This is a genomic window from Methylobacillus arboreus, assembly GCF_020532725.1.
Lineage (GTDB): Bacteria > Pseudomonadota > Gammaproteobacteria > Burkholderiales > Methylophilaceae > Methylobacillus > Methylobacillus arboreus.
Window position 1 is genome coordinate 1 of sequence record NZ_JAJAVC010000003.1, and the last position, 20,057, is coordinate 20,057.

Here is a 20,057-nt window from a genome sequence, read left to right on the forward strand (position 1 = left end):
TGGCGGCCATAGCGAATTGGAACCACCCCTTCCCATCTCGAACAGGGCCGTGAAACGATTCTGCGCCAATGATAGTATGCACCTCGCATGCGAAAGTAGGTCACCGCCAGGCTTTTATTCAAAAGCCCGCTAGATAACTAGCGGGTTTTTTCGTTTTCTGCGATATGCGGGTAACTTGTGTCGCTGCAGTCAAGTTAGCTGCTTGTCTTATGCATTAGGCCATTTCTGCGCTAATTCAATGAGCAGGGCAAGGTAGTTTTGTGCCCCGGTGCTATTGGGTTGGTGACGGAATATATCGATTCCATGCTCCGGGCTCTCGGCAACGGCGACATTCTCTGAGATCACTGTTTCTAGCAAGTCGTGCCCAAATAGCTCCTTGGCTTTTTTCTGCACTTCGAATGTCATGCCTCGCCTGCGGTCAAAACGTGTTAGCAGGTAGCGCCGTTCTATACGCCGCTTCAATACGGGTTCAATGGCTGCGAGTGTATCTCCTACTTTTTTTGCGCCTTTGAGCGAGAGAAAGTCGGATGAGATTGGAATAATGACCAGGTCTGCAGCAAATATGGCATTCAGTGAAAGCGTGCCTAGATAGGGGCAGCAGTCAATCAGGGTATGGCGGTTGATATAGAGCTTCTCTGAAACTTCCAAGCCCTGGCGCAGTTTATTGAGAATAGCTGGACCTTTGCCAAATGCTGTGTCTACCTTGATCAATTCCTTGTGGGATGGAATGAGATGGCCAAGTCCAGGCCATTCGATTTCCAAATGATAAAGCGGTTTGTCATCCTGAAAAAAGCCAAACAGGCTTTGCTTGGCAGTTTCAGGCGTATGACCATGAATCTGGGTCAGGTGTGCTTGTGGATCCATGTCGATCAGGAGCGCCTCCTTGCCGGTGCGGTTTAATGCTGCGGCAAGATTGAGGGCTGTGGTGGTTTTTGCCACGCCACCTTTCTGGTTAAAAACTGCAATACGCGCCATAATGCCTTCTGCTAATCTAGATGGTTTGCAGGATCTTGGTCTGTATTATGCGGTAATAGCATGATGTTTGATCTGCAGATTTAAGCCATTAATCTCGTACTTTTTACCACTTGAATTTGATAATCTGAATGATTAAAGGAGAAATGGTGGCCCAAGCAATTTTGGCAGGTGGATGTTTCTGGTGCCTAGAGCCCGTGTTTTCACAGTTAAAAGGCGTAACGCAGGTGGTGTCTGGCTATATTGGTGGCCATGTTGCCAATCCTACCTATAAAGAGGTTTGTACTGGTGAAACAGGGCATGCGGAGGCGATCAAGATCACTTTCGATCCAACTGAAATTAGCTATGAAGTGTTGCTTGAAATCTTTTTTCTCGCGCACGACCCTACAATGTTTAATCGGCAAGGGCATGATGTCGGAACGCAATACCGTTCAGCCGTCTTTTACCAGGATGATGAGCAGCACGCTATTTTGCAGCACCTGTTAGCAGAGTATGCTGCTGATAACCGCTTTGGAGCCCCTGTGGTGACTGAAGTGAACAAGGGCGGTATATTTTATCCTGCTGAGGATTATCACCAATACTATTATGCCAACAATCCCAATCAGCCTTATTGCCTGGCTGTCGCGGCCCCTAAAGTCGCTAAGATTCGTGCCCAATATGCGGATCGCATCAAAACGGCTGGATGACTAGTGCCGGCTGAGCCACTGGCGCCGCCAGAAATGGAGCCCCATGCCGCCTGCTACAAACAGCATCATGGCAATCGCAATCCAGAAGCCCCAGTGATCTTTGAGTAAAGGCATTTGCTCGAAATTCATGCCGAAAATCCCGGAAATCAGTGTTGCCGGCATGAAGAGCATGGTGACAACGGTGAGGATGCGGACTTCTTTATTGACTTGGTTGCTGATGCTGGAAAGGTAAATGTCCAGCATGCCTGCAAGCAAGTCACGCAACGATTCAAGGGATTCGATGAAGTGGATGCTGTGGTCATAGACATCGCGCAAGTAGAGGATGGTATTGTCCCGGAAAAAGCCGAATTCATTACGAATCAGGGTGTTGATGATTTCGCGCAATGGCCAGACGGCGCGGCGTAAATCCATGGTTTCACGCTTGAGCTTGTGTATGCTTTGCAGCACGGCATCGGTTGGGCGATGCAGCAATTGATCTTCGAGTTTTTCACAATCGTCGCTGATCTGTTCCAGCATGACGAAATATTTGTCCACGATCATATCTAATAACGCGTAGGCCAAGACATCGGCACCGGATTTACGCAGCAATCCTTTGTTGGCACGCAATCGTTCACGTACGGGGTCAAAAGAACCGGTTGGCCTTTCCTGGAATGACAGGACAAAATGCTCGCCGAGGATGATGCTGATTTGTTCCGAGTTGACGAGCATTTGCTCGGAATCATAGGAAAAGAAGCGAGTGACGAGATAGAGGTAATCGTCATAGGCATCTACCTTGGGACGTTGATCTGTATTGAGGATATCTTCCAGCACCAATGGATGTAGCTTGAACTTCTGGCCAATCTCAGCCATCAGTTTGGGGTCATGCAGTCCATGCACATTCAGCCATAGAATGCTGCTTTCCGTCTCTATTTGGATATCATTAAGTGAAGTAACGGTATGTTCTTCGATATTTTCCGCAGTGTAGCGGAACAATGTGAGTGTCACCTGCGGCGTCTTGACCTCGCCTGTGTGAACCAAGGTGCCAGGAGGCAAGCCGATTTTCTTGCTATGTGCATGGCGCCGTTTTTTCATCCTTGCTCCAGTGATTGAGAAGATTATCGAGGCTGGTAGTATCGTCTGACTTTAATCTTGTTGAAAGCAGCACCTGATCGCCACATGATAGAAGAAGCCCCAATACGGTTTTTCGCTGTATGCTGGGTTAGAATATTGCAAGCTTGCAGGCAATTGTTGCCAGCGACTATCTTATTTGAATTCGACCAAAAGCGCGTTGCATATCAGTTAGGTCGGATTGGCAATATTCATGAAGTAATCTAATAATAAAACAGTTAGAGTATACAACTGCGCCGTCGCTCATAAGCAAGTGACGCGTTATAGATCAACGGAGGAAGTATGCGTTTTTATCTGTTCGCCGGGTTGTTGGGCCTGGCATTCAATTTACAAGCAGCAGACTCATCTGAGTCCGTGAGTGATGCCAAGGTGGGTTTTATCGAGGATGAGAACTCTGAATGCCTGGCCAACGATGGCAAGCTTATTCTGCTCAAGAGCGATGCCACTGAAACCATGGTGGTCTGGCTCGATCGCTGGTTCATGGGTGTGCGAACAGCCGACCATACCAAGCATGTGCTGAAGCCGGGTGATGAGCCTATCGCATTGGGATGCTCACAGACTCGTGACAAGGAAAAACAATACTGGACTATTGCCAGTGCACAGGCCCAGTAAATTCTCTATTTCTTCAAGGCTTGGTGGTGAAGCCCTCACCGGGTGTGAAGAAAAAGCCGCCAGCCACATGATGCAGCGTGCGTAGCGCATCATGTTCTTCAAAATGCCAGCGGCCATCGCTGAACACTTGGTTGTCAGCATATGCTGCAACCACCTCGGCTAGGAACAAATCATAGGTTTCCTGGATGTGCGGTTCAGAGATGATCTTGCATTCCAGCCAGGCGACACAGCCTTCCAGTAGCGGGGCTTCAGTCTTGGATGCTGCAAATGTCGGCAAGTCAAATGCCGCAAACTTATTGTCTGGTGTCTTGCCGAGTAACTCACGGCCAGAGCTTGAGCCAACCTTGACGACCAGCTCTGCCTGGGCACGACAGGGTAGATTGATGGCAAATGTGCCACTGGCTTCCATCAACTCGCGCGTATAGGTTTTCTTGTCGACGACAATGGCAACCCTGGATGGATTGAAGTCCAGCGGCATGTTCCAGGCGGCCGCCATGATATTGGCGTGGCCTTGATGGCTGGATGTGACGAGGACGGTGGGGCCGTGGTTGAGAAGGCGAAATGCCTTCTCAAGTGGAACCGGCTGAATGTTCAATTGCATATCGTCCAAATAACCCGATTATTTCTGCCACGCATCACGCAGTGTTACCGTGCGATTGAACACAGGCTTGCCCGCTTGGCTATCCCGGCTGTCAGCGACAAAGTAGCCATGACGCTCAAACTGGAAGCGTGCTTCGGGCTTGGCCTCTTTCAATGCAGGCTCCAGTTGCGCGGTGATGGTTTTCACTGAATCCGGGTTAATGTCATCCAGATAGTCACGGTTGCCAGCGCCTGGGTGGGCCTCCTTGAACAAGCGGTCATACAGGCGGACTTCCGCAGTGTAGGCATGGGCTGCCGATACCCAATGGATATTGCCCTTGACCTTGACGGAGTCAGCACCCGGAGTGCCGGACTTGGTGTCTGGCAGGTATTCGCAATGCACGACGCTGACATTGCCGTCGGCATCTTTCTCAAAGCCGGTGCACTTGACGACATAGCCATAGCGCAGGCGTACCGTGTTACCCGGGAAGAGGCGGAAATAGCCTTTGACCGGCTCTTCCATAAAGTCTTCACGCTCAATCCACAGTCCGCGGGATAACGGCACGACACGATGCCCCAACTCCGGTTTTTGCGGATGGTTGGGAGCGTGGCAATCCTCGGATTGGCCTTCTGGGTAGTTGTCGATGACGAGTTTGATCGGGTCGAGCACGGCAATGCGGCGCTCGGCAGAGGCATTGAGCACTTCACGCATGCAGTCTTCAAGGATGGTGTATTCAATCCAGGAGTCTGCCTTGGAAACGCCGATACGCTCTGCAAACAGGCGGAAGCCCTCCGGAGAATAGCCGCGGCGGCGTGCGCCGACCAATGTGGGTAGGCGCGGGTCGTCCCAGCCGCTGACGAATTGTTTTTCCACCAGTTCGATCAATTTGCGCTTGGAAAGCACGACGTAGGTCAGGTTGAGGCGGGCGAATTCGTATTGTTTGGGCAGTGGGTATGCGAGCAGGCCATTTTCGGCGAGTTTTTCCAGTACCCAGTCATAGAATGGACGCTGATCTTCAAATTCCAGGGTACAGATGGAGTGAGTAACGCCTTCCACCGCGTCTTCCAGGGGGTGGGCGAAGGTGTACATCGGGTAGATGCACCATTTGTCGCCGGTGTTGTGGTGGGTAGCATGTTTGATGCGGTAAATGGCCGGGTCGCGCAGGTTGATGTTGGGCGAGGACATGTCGATCTTCGCACGCAGGACCATACTGCCATCGGCATGCTTGCCATCGCGCATTTCGTGGAACAGGGCGAGGTTTTCCGCGACGGGGCGGTCGCGCCATGGGGAGTTCTTGCCGGGTTCGGTGAGTGTGCCGCGGTTGACGCGCATTTCCTCTGCCGTCTGCTGATCGACATAGGCATTGCCGGATTCGATCAGGCTTTCCGCGGCGCGGTACATGAAGTCGAAATAGTTGCTGGCATAATAGAGGTGGGATTCACCGAATGCTTCCCAGCCAAAGCCCAGCCATTTCACAGAGTCGGTGATGCTGTCGACATACTCCTGTTCTTCCTTTTCCGGATTGGTGTCGTCAAAACGCATATGGCAGACACCGCCAAAGTCGCGTGCGAGGCCAAAGTTGAGGCAAATGCTCTTGGCATGGCCAATGTGCAGGTAGCCGTTGGGCTCGGGTGGAAAACGGGTGCGAATCTTGGCGGGGTCAGGCTCGCCAGTTGCATGGTGCTTGGCATCGCCGGGCGAGCGTGCCCGACGGCGGCTTGTGTACGTGCCTTGCTCGATATCACGTTCGACAATATTGCGGATAAAGTTGGAAGCAGGGATGACAGGAGTTTTTTCGGACATGGTCGTATGCGCTATTAATTTGCAGCTATTTTACACTGTGTCGCTGCCTCGCGGGCTCTTAAGGAGGTTGCCAGATTATTCATTCGGCTCCTTGCGGCTTGCGATATACTGGTTCAGCAATGAATAACTTGGTATTTCCTATATTGAGATTGCTGGCAGATGGTCGTTTCCACTCTGGTGAAGATATTGCCCGCCAGTTTTCCGTCACCCGTGCCTCGGTCTGGAATGCAATTCAGGCAGCACAGGGACTTGGCATTGAGATTTTTTCAGTTCGAGGGCGTGGGTATCGCCTGCCAGAGCCGGTGCATTTGCTGGATGAGGGTGCGGTGCTTGCCGAGATGGCAAGTGCGCAACAGCGCTTCAAGTTGAAACTGTTTGATTCGATTGACTCTACCAACAGTTATTTGATGCAGCAAGCGGCCAATGGCGCGCTGCATGGCAGCGTGGCTGCTGCATTGCTGCAAACCAAGGGACGCGGGCGCCGTGGGCGCAGATGGCAGGCAGCACTGGGGGCCAGCCTGACATTCTCATTGTTGTGGCGGTTCCAGCTGGGTGCTGCCGCATTATCCGGCTTGAGCCTGGCAGCGGGGCTCGCATTGGTGCGTACTTTGCATCAATATGGCTTGCAAGAGGCAAGGTTGAAATGGCCTAACGATATCCTGGTGGGTGAGCGCAAGCTTGCTGGCATATTGATTGAGTTGCAAGGGGATATGGATGGGCCCAGTGCCGCGGTCATTGGCATCGGCCTTAACCTCAAACTGCCTACAGCTATCCGTACTGTAATTGATCAGCCTGTGACCGATATGACGAGTCATCTGCACACCAGTATTAACCCGAATGAACTATTGGGACAGTTATTGAATCAGTTAGCTGATGTGCTGGATGAGTTCGAGCGGGCAGGTTTTGCCAGCATGCGCGAAGAGTGGCAATTGCATCATGCCTATCAGGGACAGGCGGTCAGGTTGCTGTTCCCGGATGGTCGCGAGCAACATGGAAATGTACATGGCATTGCCGACGATGGCGTGTTGTTAGTGCAGAATGAACATGGCACTCAGCGGTTTTCTTCAGGCGAAATCAGCTTGCGAGGACAATTGGCATGAGCCGCCTGCTTGCAATAGATGTGGGTAACTCCCGCACTAAATGGGCCGTGCTGGAGAGAGAAACTGGCGAGATATTAACACGTGGGGTGCTTGAGGACGAAGAAGAAACGCCTGCCTCCTGGCAAGCCTGTGATCGGGCTGCCATAGCCAATGTTGCGGGAAAAGAGCGCCACGCCGCATTGAACCAACGTTTACTGCCGTTAGGGCTGCCTGTGCGCTGGCATCTGAGCAGCTTTCAGGCATGTGGCTTGAGCAATGGCTATGATGTGCCAGAGCAACTGGGTATAGATCGCTGGGCAGCCATGGTTGCAACCTGGCAATATTATCAGCGCAGTTGCCTGGTAGTGAATGCTGGCACAGCGTTGACGGTGGACATGATTGTGAAAACTGCACCTGGGCAGGCAAAGTTTATCGGCGGTATTATTCTGCCTGGTATGCGCTTGATGCAGGCCAGTATTATTGGTGCTGCTGCGAATATTGGGCAGATTCATGGCGAGTGGCGGGACTTTCCGTTGAATACTCAAGATGCGGTGCATAGTGGTAGTCTTTATGCCTTGTGCGGCGCCGTGGATAATCTGCTACAAATATTGAGTGAGTATTGCGGGCATGTTGTGCCTTGCATGTTGAGTGGCGGTGATGCTGCCGCGTTGCTTCCCGTGTTGCAAAAGCATGCGCTGGCACGGGAGTATCACTTGGAAGAAAACCTGGTGTTGCAGGGCTTGTGGTATCTAGAAAGAGAAGCGTCATGAAATGGGTGTTGGGCTCTCTGCTGTTATTGAACATTGCCTTATGGGCGGGCTTTAGCTTGTTTCAGCCGCAGCAAGCTCCCAACCAACATTTGCACGAGCCATTATCCGCCGAGCAAATCAAGCTGCTAACGCCGGAAGAAGTGGAGGCATTACCTAAAACCGGTGAAGTTCCGGGGACGCCAAAGCCGGATGAGGTTTATGCCTGTTATGAATGGGGCAGCTTCTCTGCCGATGGCTTGCAGCGAGCGCAGGCGATTCTTAATCAACATTCATTAGTGGCCACGGTACAACAGAAAACCACGCAGGAAGCATTGCGATATTGGGTATATATTCCTCCATTACCTTCCTTGCAGGCCGCACAAGATAAAGTAACAGAGTTGAAAGCACTCGGTGTAGATGTTAGCTTTATCATTCAGGAAGTACCTTGGCGCAATGCAATTTCGCTTGGGGTCTTCAAGGATGAGCGATTAGCAACTAAACTACTGGAGCAGTTGCAAAGTCGTGGTGTTCAATCCGCACAGAAGGGCGTGCGTAATCAGGAAAAGGGACGCGTCAGTTTGATCATCAATGACATGTCGGCAGAAATGGCGATAGAGTTGAACAAACAGGGGGCGAGTTTCCCGGGTAGCGAACTTAAACAGGTTATTTGCCAATAGGAGTTTGTATGGGAATTTTCAAGAATATCATCAAGAAAGTCGCATTGGCTGCCGCAGTGGTTGCAGGAAAGCGGATATTGAGTAAGGTGGTGACAGACGTTATTGATGGTGAAAAGAAGCCAGAACCAGAAGTAGCAGCCAGCGCAAAATCAAAAGCTCCCAGCTCTCGGCGCAGATCACCAACCAAGTCGAAAACAGCAGGCACGACAAAACCTAAAACCACTCCCAGCAACGCTGCTACAGCGGCAAGTACGAAAGCTGCAAGTGCTACAAAAGAGGGTGGGGCGACAAATAAACCTAAGGCTGCCCGCAAGCCTGCAAATAGTAAGCCTAGGGCTAAAAAGACAGCAGCTAGTGCTGCTAGTAACGCTCAATTGAGTGATGCAGCAGCTGAGCCAAAGCCTGATGTTTCAAGCGGAGAGTCTCCAAAGGCGACGTAACTTAACTCAATAAGATTCAGTTAAGTTGCGCTGTATTGGAGTTGCTGTATGGAGGTGGTTGCCAACCACCTCCAAGTGTTTTGATCAGATACACTGTGTTGATGAATCTTTGTCCCGTGAGCTGCTGGACCAGCCTTTGGTTTTCTAGCTGGGCTCTCCTCGCAATGAATAATTCGAAAGAGGTTGCGAGTCCATTTTGATACTGGTGGTCAATAATGTCTGCTGCTTGAGATGCAGCTGCTTCTGCTGCGCGATTGCTTTCTACAGCATCTTCTAATGCCTTGTCCGCACTTAAGCCATCTTCAACTTCTTGTAAGGCCAGTAGTACCGTTTGACGATAATTCGCAGTGACCAGCTCGTGTCCCGCTTTAGCAAAATCTACTCTCGCCAGGTTTCGCTTACCATCAAAAATCGCTTGAGTAAGACCAATGCCTAATGACCATACAATGCTAGGGGCATCAAATAACCGGTTTAATTCGTTACTTTGCCAACCTCTGCTGGCTGTGAGGCGTAATGCAGGGAACCATACTGCCTTGGCAACGCCGATTTGCGCGTTTGCTGCTGCAACAGCTCTTTCTGCTGCTGCAATATCGGGGCGTCGTTCGAGCACATTAGCAGGCAGGTCTAGTGGGATGCTAGGAATGCCATCTGGGAGTGATGTTGCAGGGGTGGAAAATTTTGATGCGGGGATACCTACAAGTGTTGCAAGCGCATGGATGGTCTGTTTGCGTTGGTTTTGTAACAGATCCAGTTGCGCTTGTGCATTCTTGAGCAATGTTTCTTGTTGCAGGCTGTCCAGTTTTGACGAGACTCCATTGTCTACGCGGAACTGAGTAAGCGCTACAGTATCTCTTTGAATATCAATGATTTCCTGTAGGGCTCTGATTTCATTATCTTGTGCACATAAGTTGAAATAATTTGCTGCAATATCTGCAGCCAGAATTAACTTTATGTTCTCTAAATCTGCTTGTACTTGCTGTTGGCTTGCCAGTGTCGACTCGACATCCCGCGAAATGCGGCCAAATAAGTCAACTTCATAGGCAGCAATGAATGCGGGATTGATGTTCGTTTGAATATCGGTTGAAACACTCGTGTTCCTGGCGTTATTGGGACGATTGGCTGAAGGCTGGGTCCTGGATGCATCTACGCCGAATTGCAGTGTTGGAAAGTAAGCGCCACGAGAAATTTGAGCAAGCGCTCTTGCTTGTTCCAGCCTGGCAACACTAGCCTTGAGAGTTTGGTTATTGTTTAATGCCTGTTCTTCCAGCCGGTTGAGTTCAGCATTGCCAAAAATCTCCCACCAGTTGCCTTTGCTGAGTGTGTCTTGAGGTTGAGCCACATGCCAACCTTCATGCCAACTGGCAGGAATGTCTAGTGCTGGTTTCTCGTAGTCTGGGCCCACAGCGCATCCTGTGAGTAACAGGCCGGTGGTCAGTAAAGCTTTGATGTTCATGTTGATGCTTTGCCTTCTGGGCCGGATAGCAAAGGCTGCTTGGGATTTTTTTCTTTATTATCTGCTGGGCCTGGTTTTTTGTCTTCTTGAACTGCCAGTTCTTTCGCGATGACGATCTCATTTTCTTCTAATGAATCGGCTGGGTTGAGTACTAGCTTGTCTTCTTTTGTGATCCCGGAAAGTATTTCGACAGTTTTACCAAGATCTCTTCCAAGCTTCACTGTGTGGAACTCCACTTTGTTTTCAGTATTTAAAACAGCAATACGCGGCTGCTCTTTACCCAGAATCAGGACCCCAGCAGGCACGATTAAAGCCTTGATGTCGCTGGCTAACTCTAGCTCAACATCAGCGAAAGCTCCGGGAATTAGCTTGCCATCAGGATTCGGTAGCTGGATTTCTACTTGCCGTGAGCGGGTGACAGGGTCGATTGCCCCTGCGACGTGGGCGATCTTGCCACTAAATGTTTTATCCTGGATTTCATTGAGGCGAATCTTTACTTCTTGTCCCTGTTTAATGCCATTGGCATACACCTGAGGTACCCAAAGCGAGATTCTTAGTTTTTCTGTTTGCGCGAGTGTGAACAATGGATTGGTGCCTGCACTAACAAGAGCGCCTACATCGACATTGCGACTTACGATCGTGCCGGAGAATGGCGCTGTAATGCGACGGAAATCTTCCAGTTGTTGCAGACGCTTGACACTGGCTTTTGCAATTTCCAGTTCTGCATTGGCTTGCGCCAATAGGCTTCGTTTTTCTTCCAAGTCCTGTTGTGTGACGGATTCGCGCTGACGTAATACTTCCCATCGTTCCTGGGTAAGTTTGGCTAGTGCCTGCCTGGCTTGCATTTGCTCAAGCAGGGCTTGAGCCTGCAAAAGCTCTTGCGTTTGTTCTGGTGTTTCAATTTGGGCGAGTAACTCTCCCTTCTGAACTTTGTCTCCAAGGGTTTTGTACCATGCTGCCAGATATCCGTTGCTGCGTGCAAAAAGCACTGCTTCACTATATCCACGCAATGTCGCAGGTAAGGAGATGTTATTGACCAGATTGCCAGGTTTTGCATAGATGAAATTGACGGATCGCTGCAGACTATCACGTGTTTGCGACTCTAAAGCAGCCGCCTCACGGGAATTAAGGGTAAAACGAACCAGCCCGCAGACCACCAGGATCGCCACTAATAAAAAGGATAGCCAACTAAAGCGTCGCAATGTGAGCGCTGAGTCTGGAGAGGAGTGAGCGAGCAAATTGGGTTCTATTTCTGTCATGGTGTTGTCGGCTCGGCAAGCGGTGGGTTGGAGTGATGTTGATTGGATTGGCGGAAACGATGCAAGCTTGCAAACACCACAGGAACAAATAGCAGGCTGGATAATGTGGCAAAAAGCAGTCCGCCAATAACAGCCCGGCCAAGGGGGGCGTTTTGCTCGCCACCTTCGCCAAGGCCAAGTGCCATCGGTAGCATCCCGGCAATCATTGCAGACGCGGTCATCAATACCGGGCGCAAGCGGGTGGCACCAGCTTCCAGCGCTGCAGTAATCGGTGGCACTCCTTGTGCCAGCTGAGTCCGGGCAAAGGAAATGACCAGGATGCTGTTTGCGGTGACTACACCAATTGCCATAATCATCCCTGTTAATGCTGGTACGCTTAACGTCGTACCGCTAAGGAATAAAGTCCAGGCAATGCCAGCTAAAGCTGCGGGAAGTGCTGTGATGATAATGGCTGCATCAAGCCAGGATTGGAAGTTCACTACTATCAGTAGATAAACCAATACAATTGCAACGATGAACCCTGTGCCCAAACCGATGAAGGCATTTTCCAGCGTCAGGCTTTGACCACGTACTTCAATATCAGATCCTTTGGGTAGTGTTGCACGGGTTTCCTCTACCAGTTTATTGATTGCCCGGCTAGTGCTACCCAGGTCGCGGCCTTCGACACTTGCATATACATTGACGACTTGGTTCACGTCATAGTGAGATACGACAGGTTGCTGCGCTGAGCGCGATATTTTGACCAGATTTCCCAATAATTGAGTTTCACTATTATCAGCGCCTTTAACGGGAATTCTCAGTAATGCATCTATGCTAGGAAAATCGGTTTCTAAGGTATTTACCCCAATGTTGTAAGTATTGCCATTGGTGGGATTTAGCCAATATATCGGTGAAGTCTGCATACTGCCGCTAAGGGATATCATCAAGTTTCTTGCGACATCATTTGCTGTCAGACCCAATTGATGCAGCTTTGCTCTATCCATTTCCAGAGTTAAGACGGGTTTACTCCATCGTTGATGAACATGGGCATCAACCACTCCCGGAATTTCTCGTAACCTATTGCTGAAGCGATTAGCAATCGCAGTGTTTTCCTCGATTTTATTGCCCTTGAACAAGATATCGATAGGGGCGGGAATGCCAAAGTTGAGCGTCTGGCTAACTTGGTCTGCGGGCTGGAAGAAAAACTCTATATCAGGAAATACACGTGGCAGGTTTTTCCTCAGCTCTGAAATATAATTCTCAGTAGGGTGTTTCTTATAATTATTCAAAGAGAGCATTATCTCGGCGTCTGAGGACTCCACTGTTCCCGCATTGCCAAACAAGGTATTGCGAGGTGAATACGGTCCACCGACGATATCCAGTATATTCCCGATCTCGGAATTGGGGATAACAGTCCGGATTTCTTGCTCAATCCTATCTACCAACTTTGGCATTTCTTCTATCCGCGTTCCAGATGGGGCACGTATATGGAGGCGAATCTGCCCAGCATCCACTTGAGGAAACAAGTCCTGACCTAGCAGTGGATATAGTCCCAAGGAAAGCACGCAAAACAGCATGAACAAGAAGCCGAATTGACGGCGTCTATTGAGCAGCGCTCCCAACAAGCTGATGTAATGACGGCGCAGTGCCTCAAAGCCTTGATTGAATTTAAAGTGCAATCCAGCCAGAATTTTTAAGTTGCCGGCACGCTGGTTTTTTCTCTTTGCCGTCATCATAAACATGACGAGGGTAGGCACTAAGGTGCGCGAAAGGATATATGAGGCCAGCATTGCGAAGATCACTGCTTCAGCCATCGGGACGAACAAATAGCGAGTAATTCCTTCCAGGAAAAACATGGGGGCAAACACGATACAAATACATAACGTCGATACAAAGGCAGGAACGGCAATTTCTGCTGCACCGTCAAGAATTGCCTGGTGAGGAGGCTTGCCCATATGCATATGCCTTTCCACGTTCTCGATCTCGACCGTGGCATCATCGACCAATATACCAATGGCGAGTGCCAAACCACCTAATGTCATGAGATTAATCGTTTCACCAATCAGGTGGAGCACGATGAGTGAAGACATGATGGATAATGGAATGGAAATTGCAATGATTGCCGTTGTCTGCCAGTTACCTAAAAAAAGCAGAATCAGCGTTGCGGTTAACGTTGCAGCAATTAATGCTTCAAATACAACGTTACCAATTGCCGCTTTTACAAACAGTGATTGGTCAAACATCGTCTTGAGGTTAATGTCCTCAAGAGACTCCATCACTTTGGGTAATGCTTCCTTGACGCTATTGACTATATCGAGGGATGAAGCACCGCCTCTTTTCAACACAGAGACCAGAATGCCTCGCTCACCATCCTGTCGCACGATATTTGTAAATGGACTAGAGCCGTCACGCACCTGTGCAACATCACGCACATAGGTTGTATTGCCGTTTATTGTGCGAATCGGTACATCGCCCAGTCTGGGGATGCTTGAAATGGCGCCATTTAGACTTACATCATATTGACTCTCTCCCAACTTGATTGTGCCGGTAGGCAAAATCAGGGTCTGGTCGGCAATTGCATTGCTGACGTCAGCAGGCGTTAAACCCTGTGCCATTAATGTCGCATTGTCGATATTGACCGCTACTTGCCGACCACGATTCCCATATGGAAAGGTCATTGTCACGCCAGGAATCTTCAACAAGCTGGGACGCAAGATGTTATTCACCGCCTCGCCGATGTCAATATCAGATACTGATTCACTGGAAAGTCCAAGCTGGATAAGTGGTAAATCTGTTGCGGAATATTGAACTACCTGGGCTGGTTGCATGCCTTGTGGCATCGATCTTTGTGCCGTGGTGACATTTGACAACACCTGAGTCATTGCTGACCGAATATCAGTGCCCTGCTGAAAAAAAATCTTGCTGATGGATAACCCGGAAAGTGAAACAGACTCTGTGCGCTCTACATCTTCTACAGTTTGATTAAGCCCGCGTAAGGTCGGGTTGGTAACTCGGTCAGCCATTTCTCTGGCAGACAAACCGGTATATGTCCATGTCACTGCAACAACAGGGATGTGAATGTTCGGAAATATGTCTACTGGCATATTGCGTAGCACATAAGGCGTGGACAGAACAATAAGTAGTGCCGCGACTAAAAAAGTATATGGGCGGCGCAGTGCAATATTGACTATCCACATAATTAAACCGAATCCTGACGTTTCTTTATTTGTTCTTTAAAAGTTAAAGAATTTAATTGTCCCTAAATTATTGTGAAGGACGGAGGTGACTAGCAAATATTGTTCCTGACGGTTGTTGTTGATTTGTCTAGCTATGGTGGCGATAGAGGATCGTAAAGTGTTTTATTTGAAACACTTTGACGAATTTATTGTTGATTATTAATCATCTGTTGAAATTTAAATTGATGGAGCATGAATATTTTTTAGCTGTATTTTTGACAACAGTAAAAAGTCGCTCTGTTGGTACGGCAGCATTTTTCCGCAGAAGGCAATGTGGTGGATAATATGGCGGCTATAATTTTTATATAAAAAACATGGTGTTATTTTATTTTTTGGCATATTTCTAATTCTGGCACAATAAATGCTGATTAATTGGGCGATTTAGTTTTGGCAGTTCGAATAACCGAATTGCTGATTATCCGTTTACGTAAGGGTCGTCCAATGAAAAATAATGTCAGGTGCTTGATTTTGGCAATGCTATTGAGTAGCTCTGCTGTATATGCAGTTGATGCACCGGAGGGTGCGCAGGCCAAGTCGACAGCAAATAAATCCTCAGCAGCAAATCGGGACTGGTCTTGGCAGCCCGTAGCTAACTCTGGTGCGCCAGAGGTGCAGCAAAAGAAATGGGTGCGTACTCCCATTGATGCGTTTGTGCTGTCGAAGCTGGAAGAAAAAGGTATCAAGCCTTCGCCGGAAGCAGCACGTGCTGCTTATATCCGCCGGGCAACCTTAGATGCCTGGGGATTAATTCCGACGACAGCTGAAGTTGAGGCGTTTGTAAATGACAAATCGCCCGATGCTTATGAAAAATTAGTGGATCGTCTTCTTTCCTCTCCTCGTTACGGGGAGCGCCAGGCGCGTAAGTGGCTGGATTTGGCGCGCTATGCCGATAGCACTGGTTTCCAGAATGATTATACTCGTCCGAATATGTGGCGTTATCGGGATTATGTCATTAATTCGTTTAATGAAGACAAGCCTTATGATCGCTTCATTAAAGAACAGTTGGCTGGTGATGAGCTGTACCCTGGTGATAATAATGCATTGATTGCTACTGGGTTTCTGGCAGGTTTTCCTGATAATAAAAATTCACGTGATTTGATCCAGCGTAAATATCAAATTGCGACAGATATTACCGATACGATAGGTACTGCAATATTGGGTACGACGCTTGAGTGTGCGAGATGCCACAACCACAAGTCTGACAAAATCACCCAGAAAGATTACTTTGCCTTGCATTCGTTCTTTGCCAATGTGAATTTGGTTGAGAATATTCCTGCCCCTAAAGGCCCGGTCGAAATTCAATATGAGCAAGACCTTGCAAAGTGGGAAGCAGCAACCAAGGAGCTTCGGGAAAAACGTGCAGCCGTTATTGAACCAATAAGAGCTGCGGCAGAGCAATATCATAGAGAGCGCTACTTAACAGATAGCCGGGAATCCATTTTTAAGCCAAAGAGCGAATGGAATGCGACAGATCGCTGGGTTCATCATCGGTTGGCAAATGTGACAACTGAGGAGGACTTCGGGGGTTATCTACGGGTGACGGGCGAGAATAAGGATAGTCCTGAGCATATTAAAGAGCATGCTGAAAAATGGCTGGAATATAAAAAATTAACCGCCGAGTTGAAGAAGCTTGACAAACTCAAGCCAAAGAGGGGTTCGAATACCATTTCAGCAATGACCGAATTGGGATATCAAGATGCGCCGCCAAGTTATGTATTCTTTGGTGGCAATCATGAGCGCCCTCTTGATGAAGTACAACCAGCATTCCCTGCAGCCATCACAAGTGAAAAACCTGTCATCGTGCCGACAGGATTCTCCTCTGGTCGCCGTACTGCGCTGGCCAACTGGATTGTAAGTCCAACCAATCCGTTGACCGCTCGGGTATTTGTTAACCGCGTATGGGACCAATATTTTGGGACGGGGATCGTTCGTACCGTCAGTGACTTTGGTCGTGCGGGTGAAAAACCCAACAATCCTGAGTTGTTGGACTATCTGGCTGACAGCTTCGTGAAGCAGGGTTGGAGCGTCAAGAAGCTACATAAGGAAATCCTTCTTTCCAGCGTCTACCGTCAATCTTCTGATTATCGTGAAGATATTTATAAGGCTGATCCGGAAAATAAATTGCTGGCAGTATTTCCGCGTAAGCGCCTGGATGCAGAACAGATTCGTGATTCCCTTTTAGTGGCTTCTGGTACGTTGGATGACCGAATTGGCGGGCCTGCCGTTATGCCGCCTGTACCGACGAACTTGAATGCGGGTGCTTTTTGGGAGGTGTCGGAAGATAAAGGGGATTGGAATCGCCGGAGTATCTATGTCTTTACTCGCCGTAGCGTACCGTATCCATTGCTCTCTACATTCGATATGGCCTCACCGCAGCAGGCCCATAGTAAGCGTGACGTGACGACAACGCCTTTGCAGGCACTGACGCTGGTGAATAGCAATGTTGTGTTTGGATGGTCCCAGTCGCTTGCGGGCAGGGTCATCAGTGAGGTAGGTGCAGATGAAAGTGCTCAGCTTGATAAGCTTTACGAGATCTTGTTTGCGCGCAAACCGGATAAGGCTGAAAGAGCAACTCTGGCCGGTTTTCTGAAAAATCATGAGAAAACGATCCAGTCCAAGCTGAAAGATTCAGACGGAAAGTTGGCATTGGCCGTACCTGTAGGCCTCAAAGGAGATCAGCCGTTGGATCCAGTTCGCGCCTCGGCTTTTGTGGACTTAGTTCATACCGTGGCTAACTCCAATGAATTTAGCTATCGCTTCTAGTCGCTGGGATTGCAAGCTTCTTTAGCATTGAATACTAAAACTTAAAGGAACCATCATTATGAGTAAGAATTCGCGGCGTGATTTTTTGATTAAGGCCGGTTATGGTTTGGGGGGTATTACATTAAGCGGTCTTCTTCCTGGTGGCGGTATGTTGGCCACGGTTGCCAATGCAGCTACGTTGGGCGATCCGTTGGCTCCAAAGGCAACCCATTTCCCAGCCAAGGTAAAGTCAGTAATCTGGCTGCATATGGATGGTGCTCCCAGCACAATTGATTTGTATGATTACAAGCCAGACTTGATAAAGCTTGCTGGTCAGCCAATTCCGGCCTCTTTCCTCAAGGGGATTAAAACCAGTACTCGGGGTGGGGCAGAAAAGCTATATGTTTCGAACCGTACTTGGAAACAGCATGGCGAGAGTGGTGCTTGGTTCTCCGATTTGTTGCCTAATTTGGCTCAGCATGCGGACAAGATTGCATTCGTCAAGTCAAGTGTAACTATTGGTGCTACACACGATATTTCAATCCTCAAGCTGAACACCGGAGATCTCAATCCTGGACGCCCATCCCTTGGGGCTTGGATACAGTATGCATTAGGGTCAGCTAATTCAGATTTACCAGCATATGTGGTGCTATATTCTGGAGACAGAGAGCCTACAGGTGGTTCGGTAAACTGGAGCTCGGGCTTCTTGCCCGCCGTATACCAAGGGACTGCCTTCCGACCAGGTCCTTCACCTATTTTGCATTTGGACCGGCCTGAGTTGATTGCAGAGGCGCAACAGCGAGATAACTTGGATCTTCTGAAGCGTCTAAATGAGCATCATAGCGGTTTTTATCCAGGTGATACCGAGCTCAAGGCTAGGTTAAATGCCTATGAGTTGGCATACCGCATGGAATCTGCCGCACCTGAAGCGGTTGATTTAAGTAAAGAATCCGATGCAACAAAAGAGTTGTACGGTCTTAATGAAGAAGCCACCCGGGATTATGGAACCAATATGTTGCGGGCGCGCCGTTTGGTTGAACGTGGTGTGCGATTCATCCAAGTAGTGTCTGGGCCAGCAATAGGTGCAGGGGATAGGCGAAATTGGGATGCCCACCAGGATTTGGAAGATAACCATGGTGCTCATGCCAAGGCGGTAGACAAGCCTATTGCCGGCCTACTGGCTGACCTCAAGGCCCGAGGCTTGTTGGATTCCACGTTGATTGTGTGGGCGTCGGAATTTGGCCGCACTTCTTATGGTGAAAGTGGTACTGGGCGCGACCATAACCCATGGGGTTATACCCAATGGTTGGCAGGCGGTGGCATCAAGGCTGGCACTACATTTGGTCAGACAGATGAAGTTGGCTTGCAGGCAGTGGGTGATCAAACCATGGATACCTATGATCTGCACGCGACCGTACTCCAACTGCTCGGTTTGGATCACCTCAAAACTACTTTCCTTCACAACGGACGCTCTGAGCGCCCAACAGTAGTCTACGGTCAGGTGATCAAGGAACTGCTGGTCTAATTAATTTTATTAATTAAGGTCTTGTAAGTAGCGCGAGCTAATACTAGTTTTTTCCTAGGTTAGGCTCGCGCAGTTTTTTTAATCCCGGGATTTAGCTTTAGAAGTGTTTCCGGCAATAGCAGAGCGAAATTTATAAATGCGTAAGTTGTTATTGCCCCTAATAATATTTATGGGGCTTGCGGGATCAGTTGTTGCCGCATTGGATGAGATTGAGGGAGATTTCATGCAGGACATAGAAGACATACAAAAGAGTATGGCTTCTAACATTTCTCTTCAGGATGCAGCTACTGCAAGATCAGAAGCAGTAGAGTTGGAGGCAATGTTTAAGGATGTCGAAGACTTTTATGTGAGGAAAGGCGATGCTGCTGATGCCGTTGATTGGTCTAAGGACAGTCGTACCTACCTTACGGAAATTGTAAAGGCGCTGGATGCCAAAAACTTTGATGTTGCTTCCGAGTCTGCCGTCGCACTAGCCAAAACCTGCAAGGCTTGCCACAAGATATACAAAACTGACGATTAATTCTCAAAACTTATCCGGAACTTTTATGAAAAAAATTATTGCCAGCAGTTTATGGTTATTGCTTGGACTAGGTAGCATTTCTGCAAGTGCTGCACTGAAGGAAGGCGATGTTGCTCCTGATTTTCAGGCGCAAGCTTCATTGGATGGCAAGAGCTTCAATTTTTCTCTCAAGGAGGCGCTGAAAAAGGGGCCGGTTGTCGTGTATTTCTACCCTTCAGCCTACACTGGTGGATGCAATGTACAAGCACATACGTTTGCTGAAAAGCACGAGCAGTTTGCAGCTGCAGGGGCTACGATTATTGGGGTGTCGCTTGATAGCATAGAACGTCTCAATGAGTTTTCTGCCGATCCCGATTATTGTGCTGGTAAATTCCCTGTTGCCTCTGATGCCGGAGGCAAGATTGCCAAAGCATATGAGCTGAATGTTCGTGAAGCATCCCCTGGTAGAAAAGATACAAGAGGCAAGGAAATAGATCACGGATTCGCTGAGCGTACCACTTTCATCATTAAGACCGACGGCAAGATTGGTAACACTGTCGGAGGTATTGCACCTGCAGAAAATGTAGAACGTGCGCTGGAGTCGGTACAGAGTTTGGCTGCCGTGAAGGGCTTGCCTAAAAAGCCTTGATGAATTTCAG

At 49.0% G+C, this 20,057-nt stretch carries 17 protein-coding genes and 1 rRNA gene; 11 read left to right on the forward strand and 7 right to left on the reverse strand.

Annotation, left to right across the window (positions count from 1 at the left end):
* Positions 1 to 112 (forward strand): 5S ribosomal RNA (rrf, locus tag LG198_RS00025); the annotation flags it as partial.
* A 95-nt stretch (positions 113 to 207) separates the two neighbouring features.
* Here the strand turns inward: rrf and LG198_RS00030 are convergent.
* Positions 208 to 975 carry a ParA family protein gene (locus tag LG198_RS00030; RefSeq protein ID WP_230341133.1) on the reverse strand — a complete coding sequence of 256 codons (768 nt, stop codon included), beginning with the start codon at positions 973 to 975 and terminating at the stop codon, positions 208 to 210.
* Between the two features lie 128 nt (positions 976 to 1,103).
* Here LG198_RS00030 and msrA point away from each other — a divergent pair, with 128 nt between their 5' ends.
* Complete coding sequence (msrA, locus tag LG198_RS00035; protein WP_230341134.1) at positions 1,104 to 1,658, forward strand: peptide-methionine (S)-S-oxide reductase MsrA; 555 nt, start codon at positions 1,104 to 1,106, stop codon at positions 1,656 to 1,658.
* On the opposite strand, the gene corA is transcribed toward msrA, so the two are convergent.
* A complete protein-coding gene (gene corA, locus LG198_RS00040; RefSeq protein ID WP_230341135.1) occupies positions 1,659 to 2,729 on the reverse strand; it encodes a magnesium/cobalt transporter CorA in 1,071 nt (356 codons plus the stop codon).
* Between the two features lie 318 nt (positions 2,730 to 3,047).
* Between corA and LG198_RS00045 the strand changes: the two genes are divergently transcribed.
* Positions 3,048 to 3,377, forward strand: coding sequence for a hypothetical protein (locus LG198_RS00045; protein WP_230341136.1), 330 nt, complete (start codon positions 3,048 to 3,050; stop codon positions 3,375 to 3,377).
* 13 nt (positions 3,378 to 3,390) lie between these two features.
* Here LG198_RS00045 and LG198_RS00050 read toward each other — a convergent pair whose 3' ends face one another.
* Positions 3,391 to 3,978: a flavin reductase family protein gene (locus LG198_RS00050; protein WP_230341137.1), complete on the reverse strand. Its 588-nt coding sequence runs from the start codon at positions 3,976 to 3,978 to the stop codon at positions 3,391 to 3,393.
* A gap of 18 nt (positions 3,979 to 3,996) precedes the next feature.
* The gene (locus LG198_RS00055) at positions 3,997 to 5,760 is read right to left on the reverse strand and encodes a glutamine--tRNA ligase/YqeY domain fusion protein (RefSeq protein ID WP_230341138.1); all 1,764 of its coding nucleotides are present in this window, start codon (positions 5,758 to 5,760) and stop codon (positions 3,997 to 3,999) included.
* A 119-nt stretch (positions 5,761 to 5,879) separates the two neighbouring features.
* Between LG198_RS00055 and LG198_RS00060 the strand changes: the two genes are divergently transcribed.
* The 4 genes from LG198_RS00060 to LG198_RS00075 are packed head-to-tail and all read left to right on the forward strand — an operon-like array spanning position 5,880 to position 8,705.
* Positions 5,880 to 6,860 carry a biotin--[acetyl-CoA-carboxylase] ligase gene (locus LG198_RS00060; protein ID WP_230341139.1) on the forward strand — a complete coding sequence of 327 codons (981 nt, stop codon included), beginning with the start codon at positions 5,880 to 5,882 and terminating at the stop codon, positions 6,858 to 6,860.
* A complete protein-coding gene (locus LG198_RS00065) occupies positions 6,857 to 7,609 on the forward strand; it encodes a type III pantothenate kinase (protein ID WP_230341140.1) in 753 nt (250 codons plus the stop codon). Before LG198_RS00060 ends, LG198_RS00065 begins: the two co-directional genes overlap by 4 nt.
* On the forward strand, positions 7,606 to 8,265 hold the full coding sequence (locus tag LG198_RS00070; protein WP_230341141.1) for an SPOR domain-containing protein: 660 nt from the start codon (positions 7,606 to 7,608) through the stop codon (positions 8,263 to 8,265). The genes LG198_RS00065 and LG198_RS00070 overlap by 4 nt, the downstream gene beginning before the upstream one ends.
* 8 nt (positions 8,266 to 8,273) lie before the next feature.
* Positions 8,274 to 8,705, forward strand: a complete 432-nt coding sequence (locus LG198_RS00075) for a hypothetical protein (protein WP_230341142.1) — start codon at positions 8,274 to 8,276, stop codon at positions 8,703 to 8,705.
* Between the two features lie 16 nt (positions 8,706 to 8,721).
* On the opposite strand, the gene LG198_RS00080 is transcribed toward LG198_RS00075, so the two are convergent.
* Genes LG198_RS00080 through LG198_RS00090 form a run of 3 tightly spaced genes read right to left on the reverse strand, consistent with a single transcriptional unit; the run spans position 8,722 to position 14,593 of the window.
* Entirely contained in the window at positions 8,722 to 10,158 is a 1,437-nt protein-coding gene (locus tag LG198_RS00080) for an efflux transporter outer membrane subunit (protein WP_230341143.1), read from the reverse strand.
* Positions 10,155 to 11,417, reverse strand: a complete 1,263-nt coding sequence (locus LG198_RS00085; RefSeq protein ID WP_230341144.1) for an efflux RND transporter periplasmic adaptor subunit — start codon at positions 11,415 to 11,417, stop codon at positions 10,155 to 10,157. Before LG198_RS00085 ends, LG198_RS00080 begins: the two co-directional genes overlap by 4 nt.
* Positions 11,414 to 14,593 carry an efflux RND transporter permease subunit gene (locus tag LG198_RS00090; protein ID WP_230341145.1) on the reverse strand — a complete coding sequence of 1,060 codons (3,180 nt, stop codon included), beginning with the start codon at positions 14,591 to 14,593 and terminating at the stop codon, positions 11,414 to 11,416. Before LG198_RS00090 ends, LG198_RS00085 begins: the two co-directional genes overlap by 4 nt.
* Positions 14,594 to 15,073: 480 nt before the next feature.
* On the opposite strand from LG198_RS00090, the gene LG198_RS00095 reads away from it, so the two are divergent.
* From LG198_RS00095 to LG198_RS00110, 4 genes are all read left to right on the forward strand, one after another.
* Positions 15,074 to 17,395: a DUF1549 and DUF1553 domain-containing protein gene (locus LG198_RS00095; protein ID WP_230341146.1), complete on the forward strand. Its 2,322-nt coding sequence runs from the start codon at positions 15,074 to 15,076 to the stop codon at positions 17,393 to 17,395.
* 58 nt (positions 17,396 to 17,453) lie between these two features.
* On the forward strand, positions 17,454 to 18,899 hold the full coding sequence (locus LG198_RS00100) for a DUF1501 domain-containing protein (protein WP_230341147.1): 1,446 nt from the start codon (positions 17,454 to 17,456) through the stop codon (positions 18,897 to 18,899).
* A gap of 136 nt (positions 18,900 to 19,035) precedes the next feature.
* Positions 19,036 to 19,419 (forward strand): hypothetical protein, encoded by a 384-nt coding sequence (locus LG198_RS00105; protein WP_230341148.1) that lies wholly within the window; start codon positions 19,036 to 19,038, stop codon positions 19,417 to 19,419.
* Positions 19,420 to 19,444: 25 nt separating this feature from the next.
* The gene (locus LG198_RS00110; protein WP_230341149.1) at positions 19,445 to 20,047 is read left to right on the forward strand and encodes a peroxiredoxin; all 603 of its coding nucleotides are present in this window, start codon (positions 19,445 to 19,447) and stop codon (positions 20,045 to 20,047) included.
* Positions 20,048 to 20,057 lie beyond the last annotated feature (10 nt).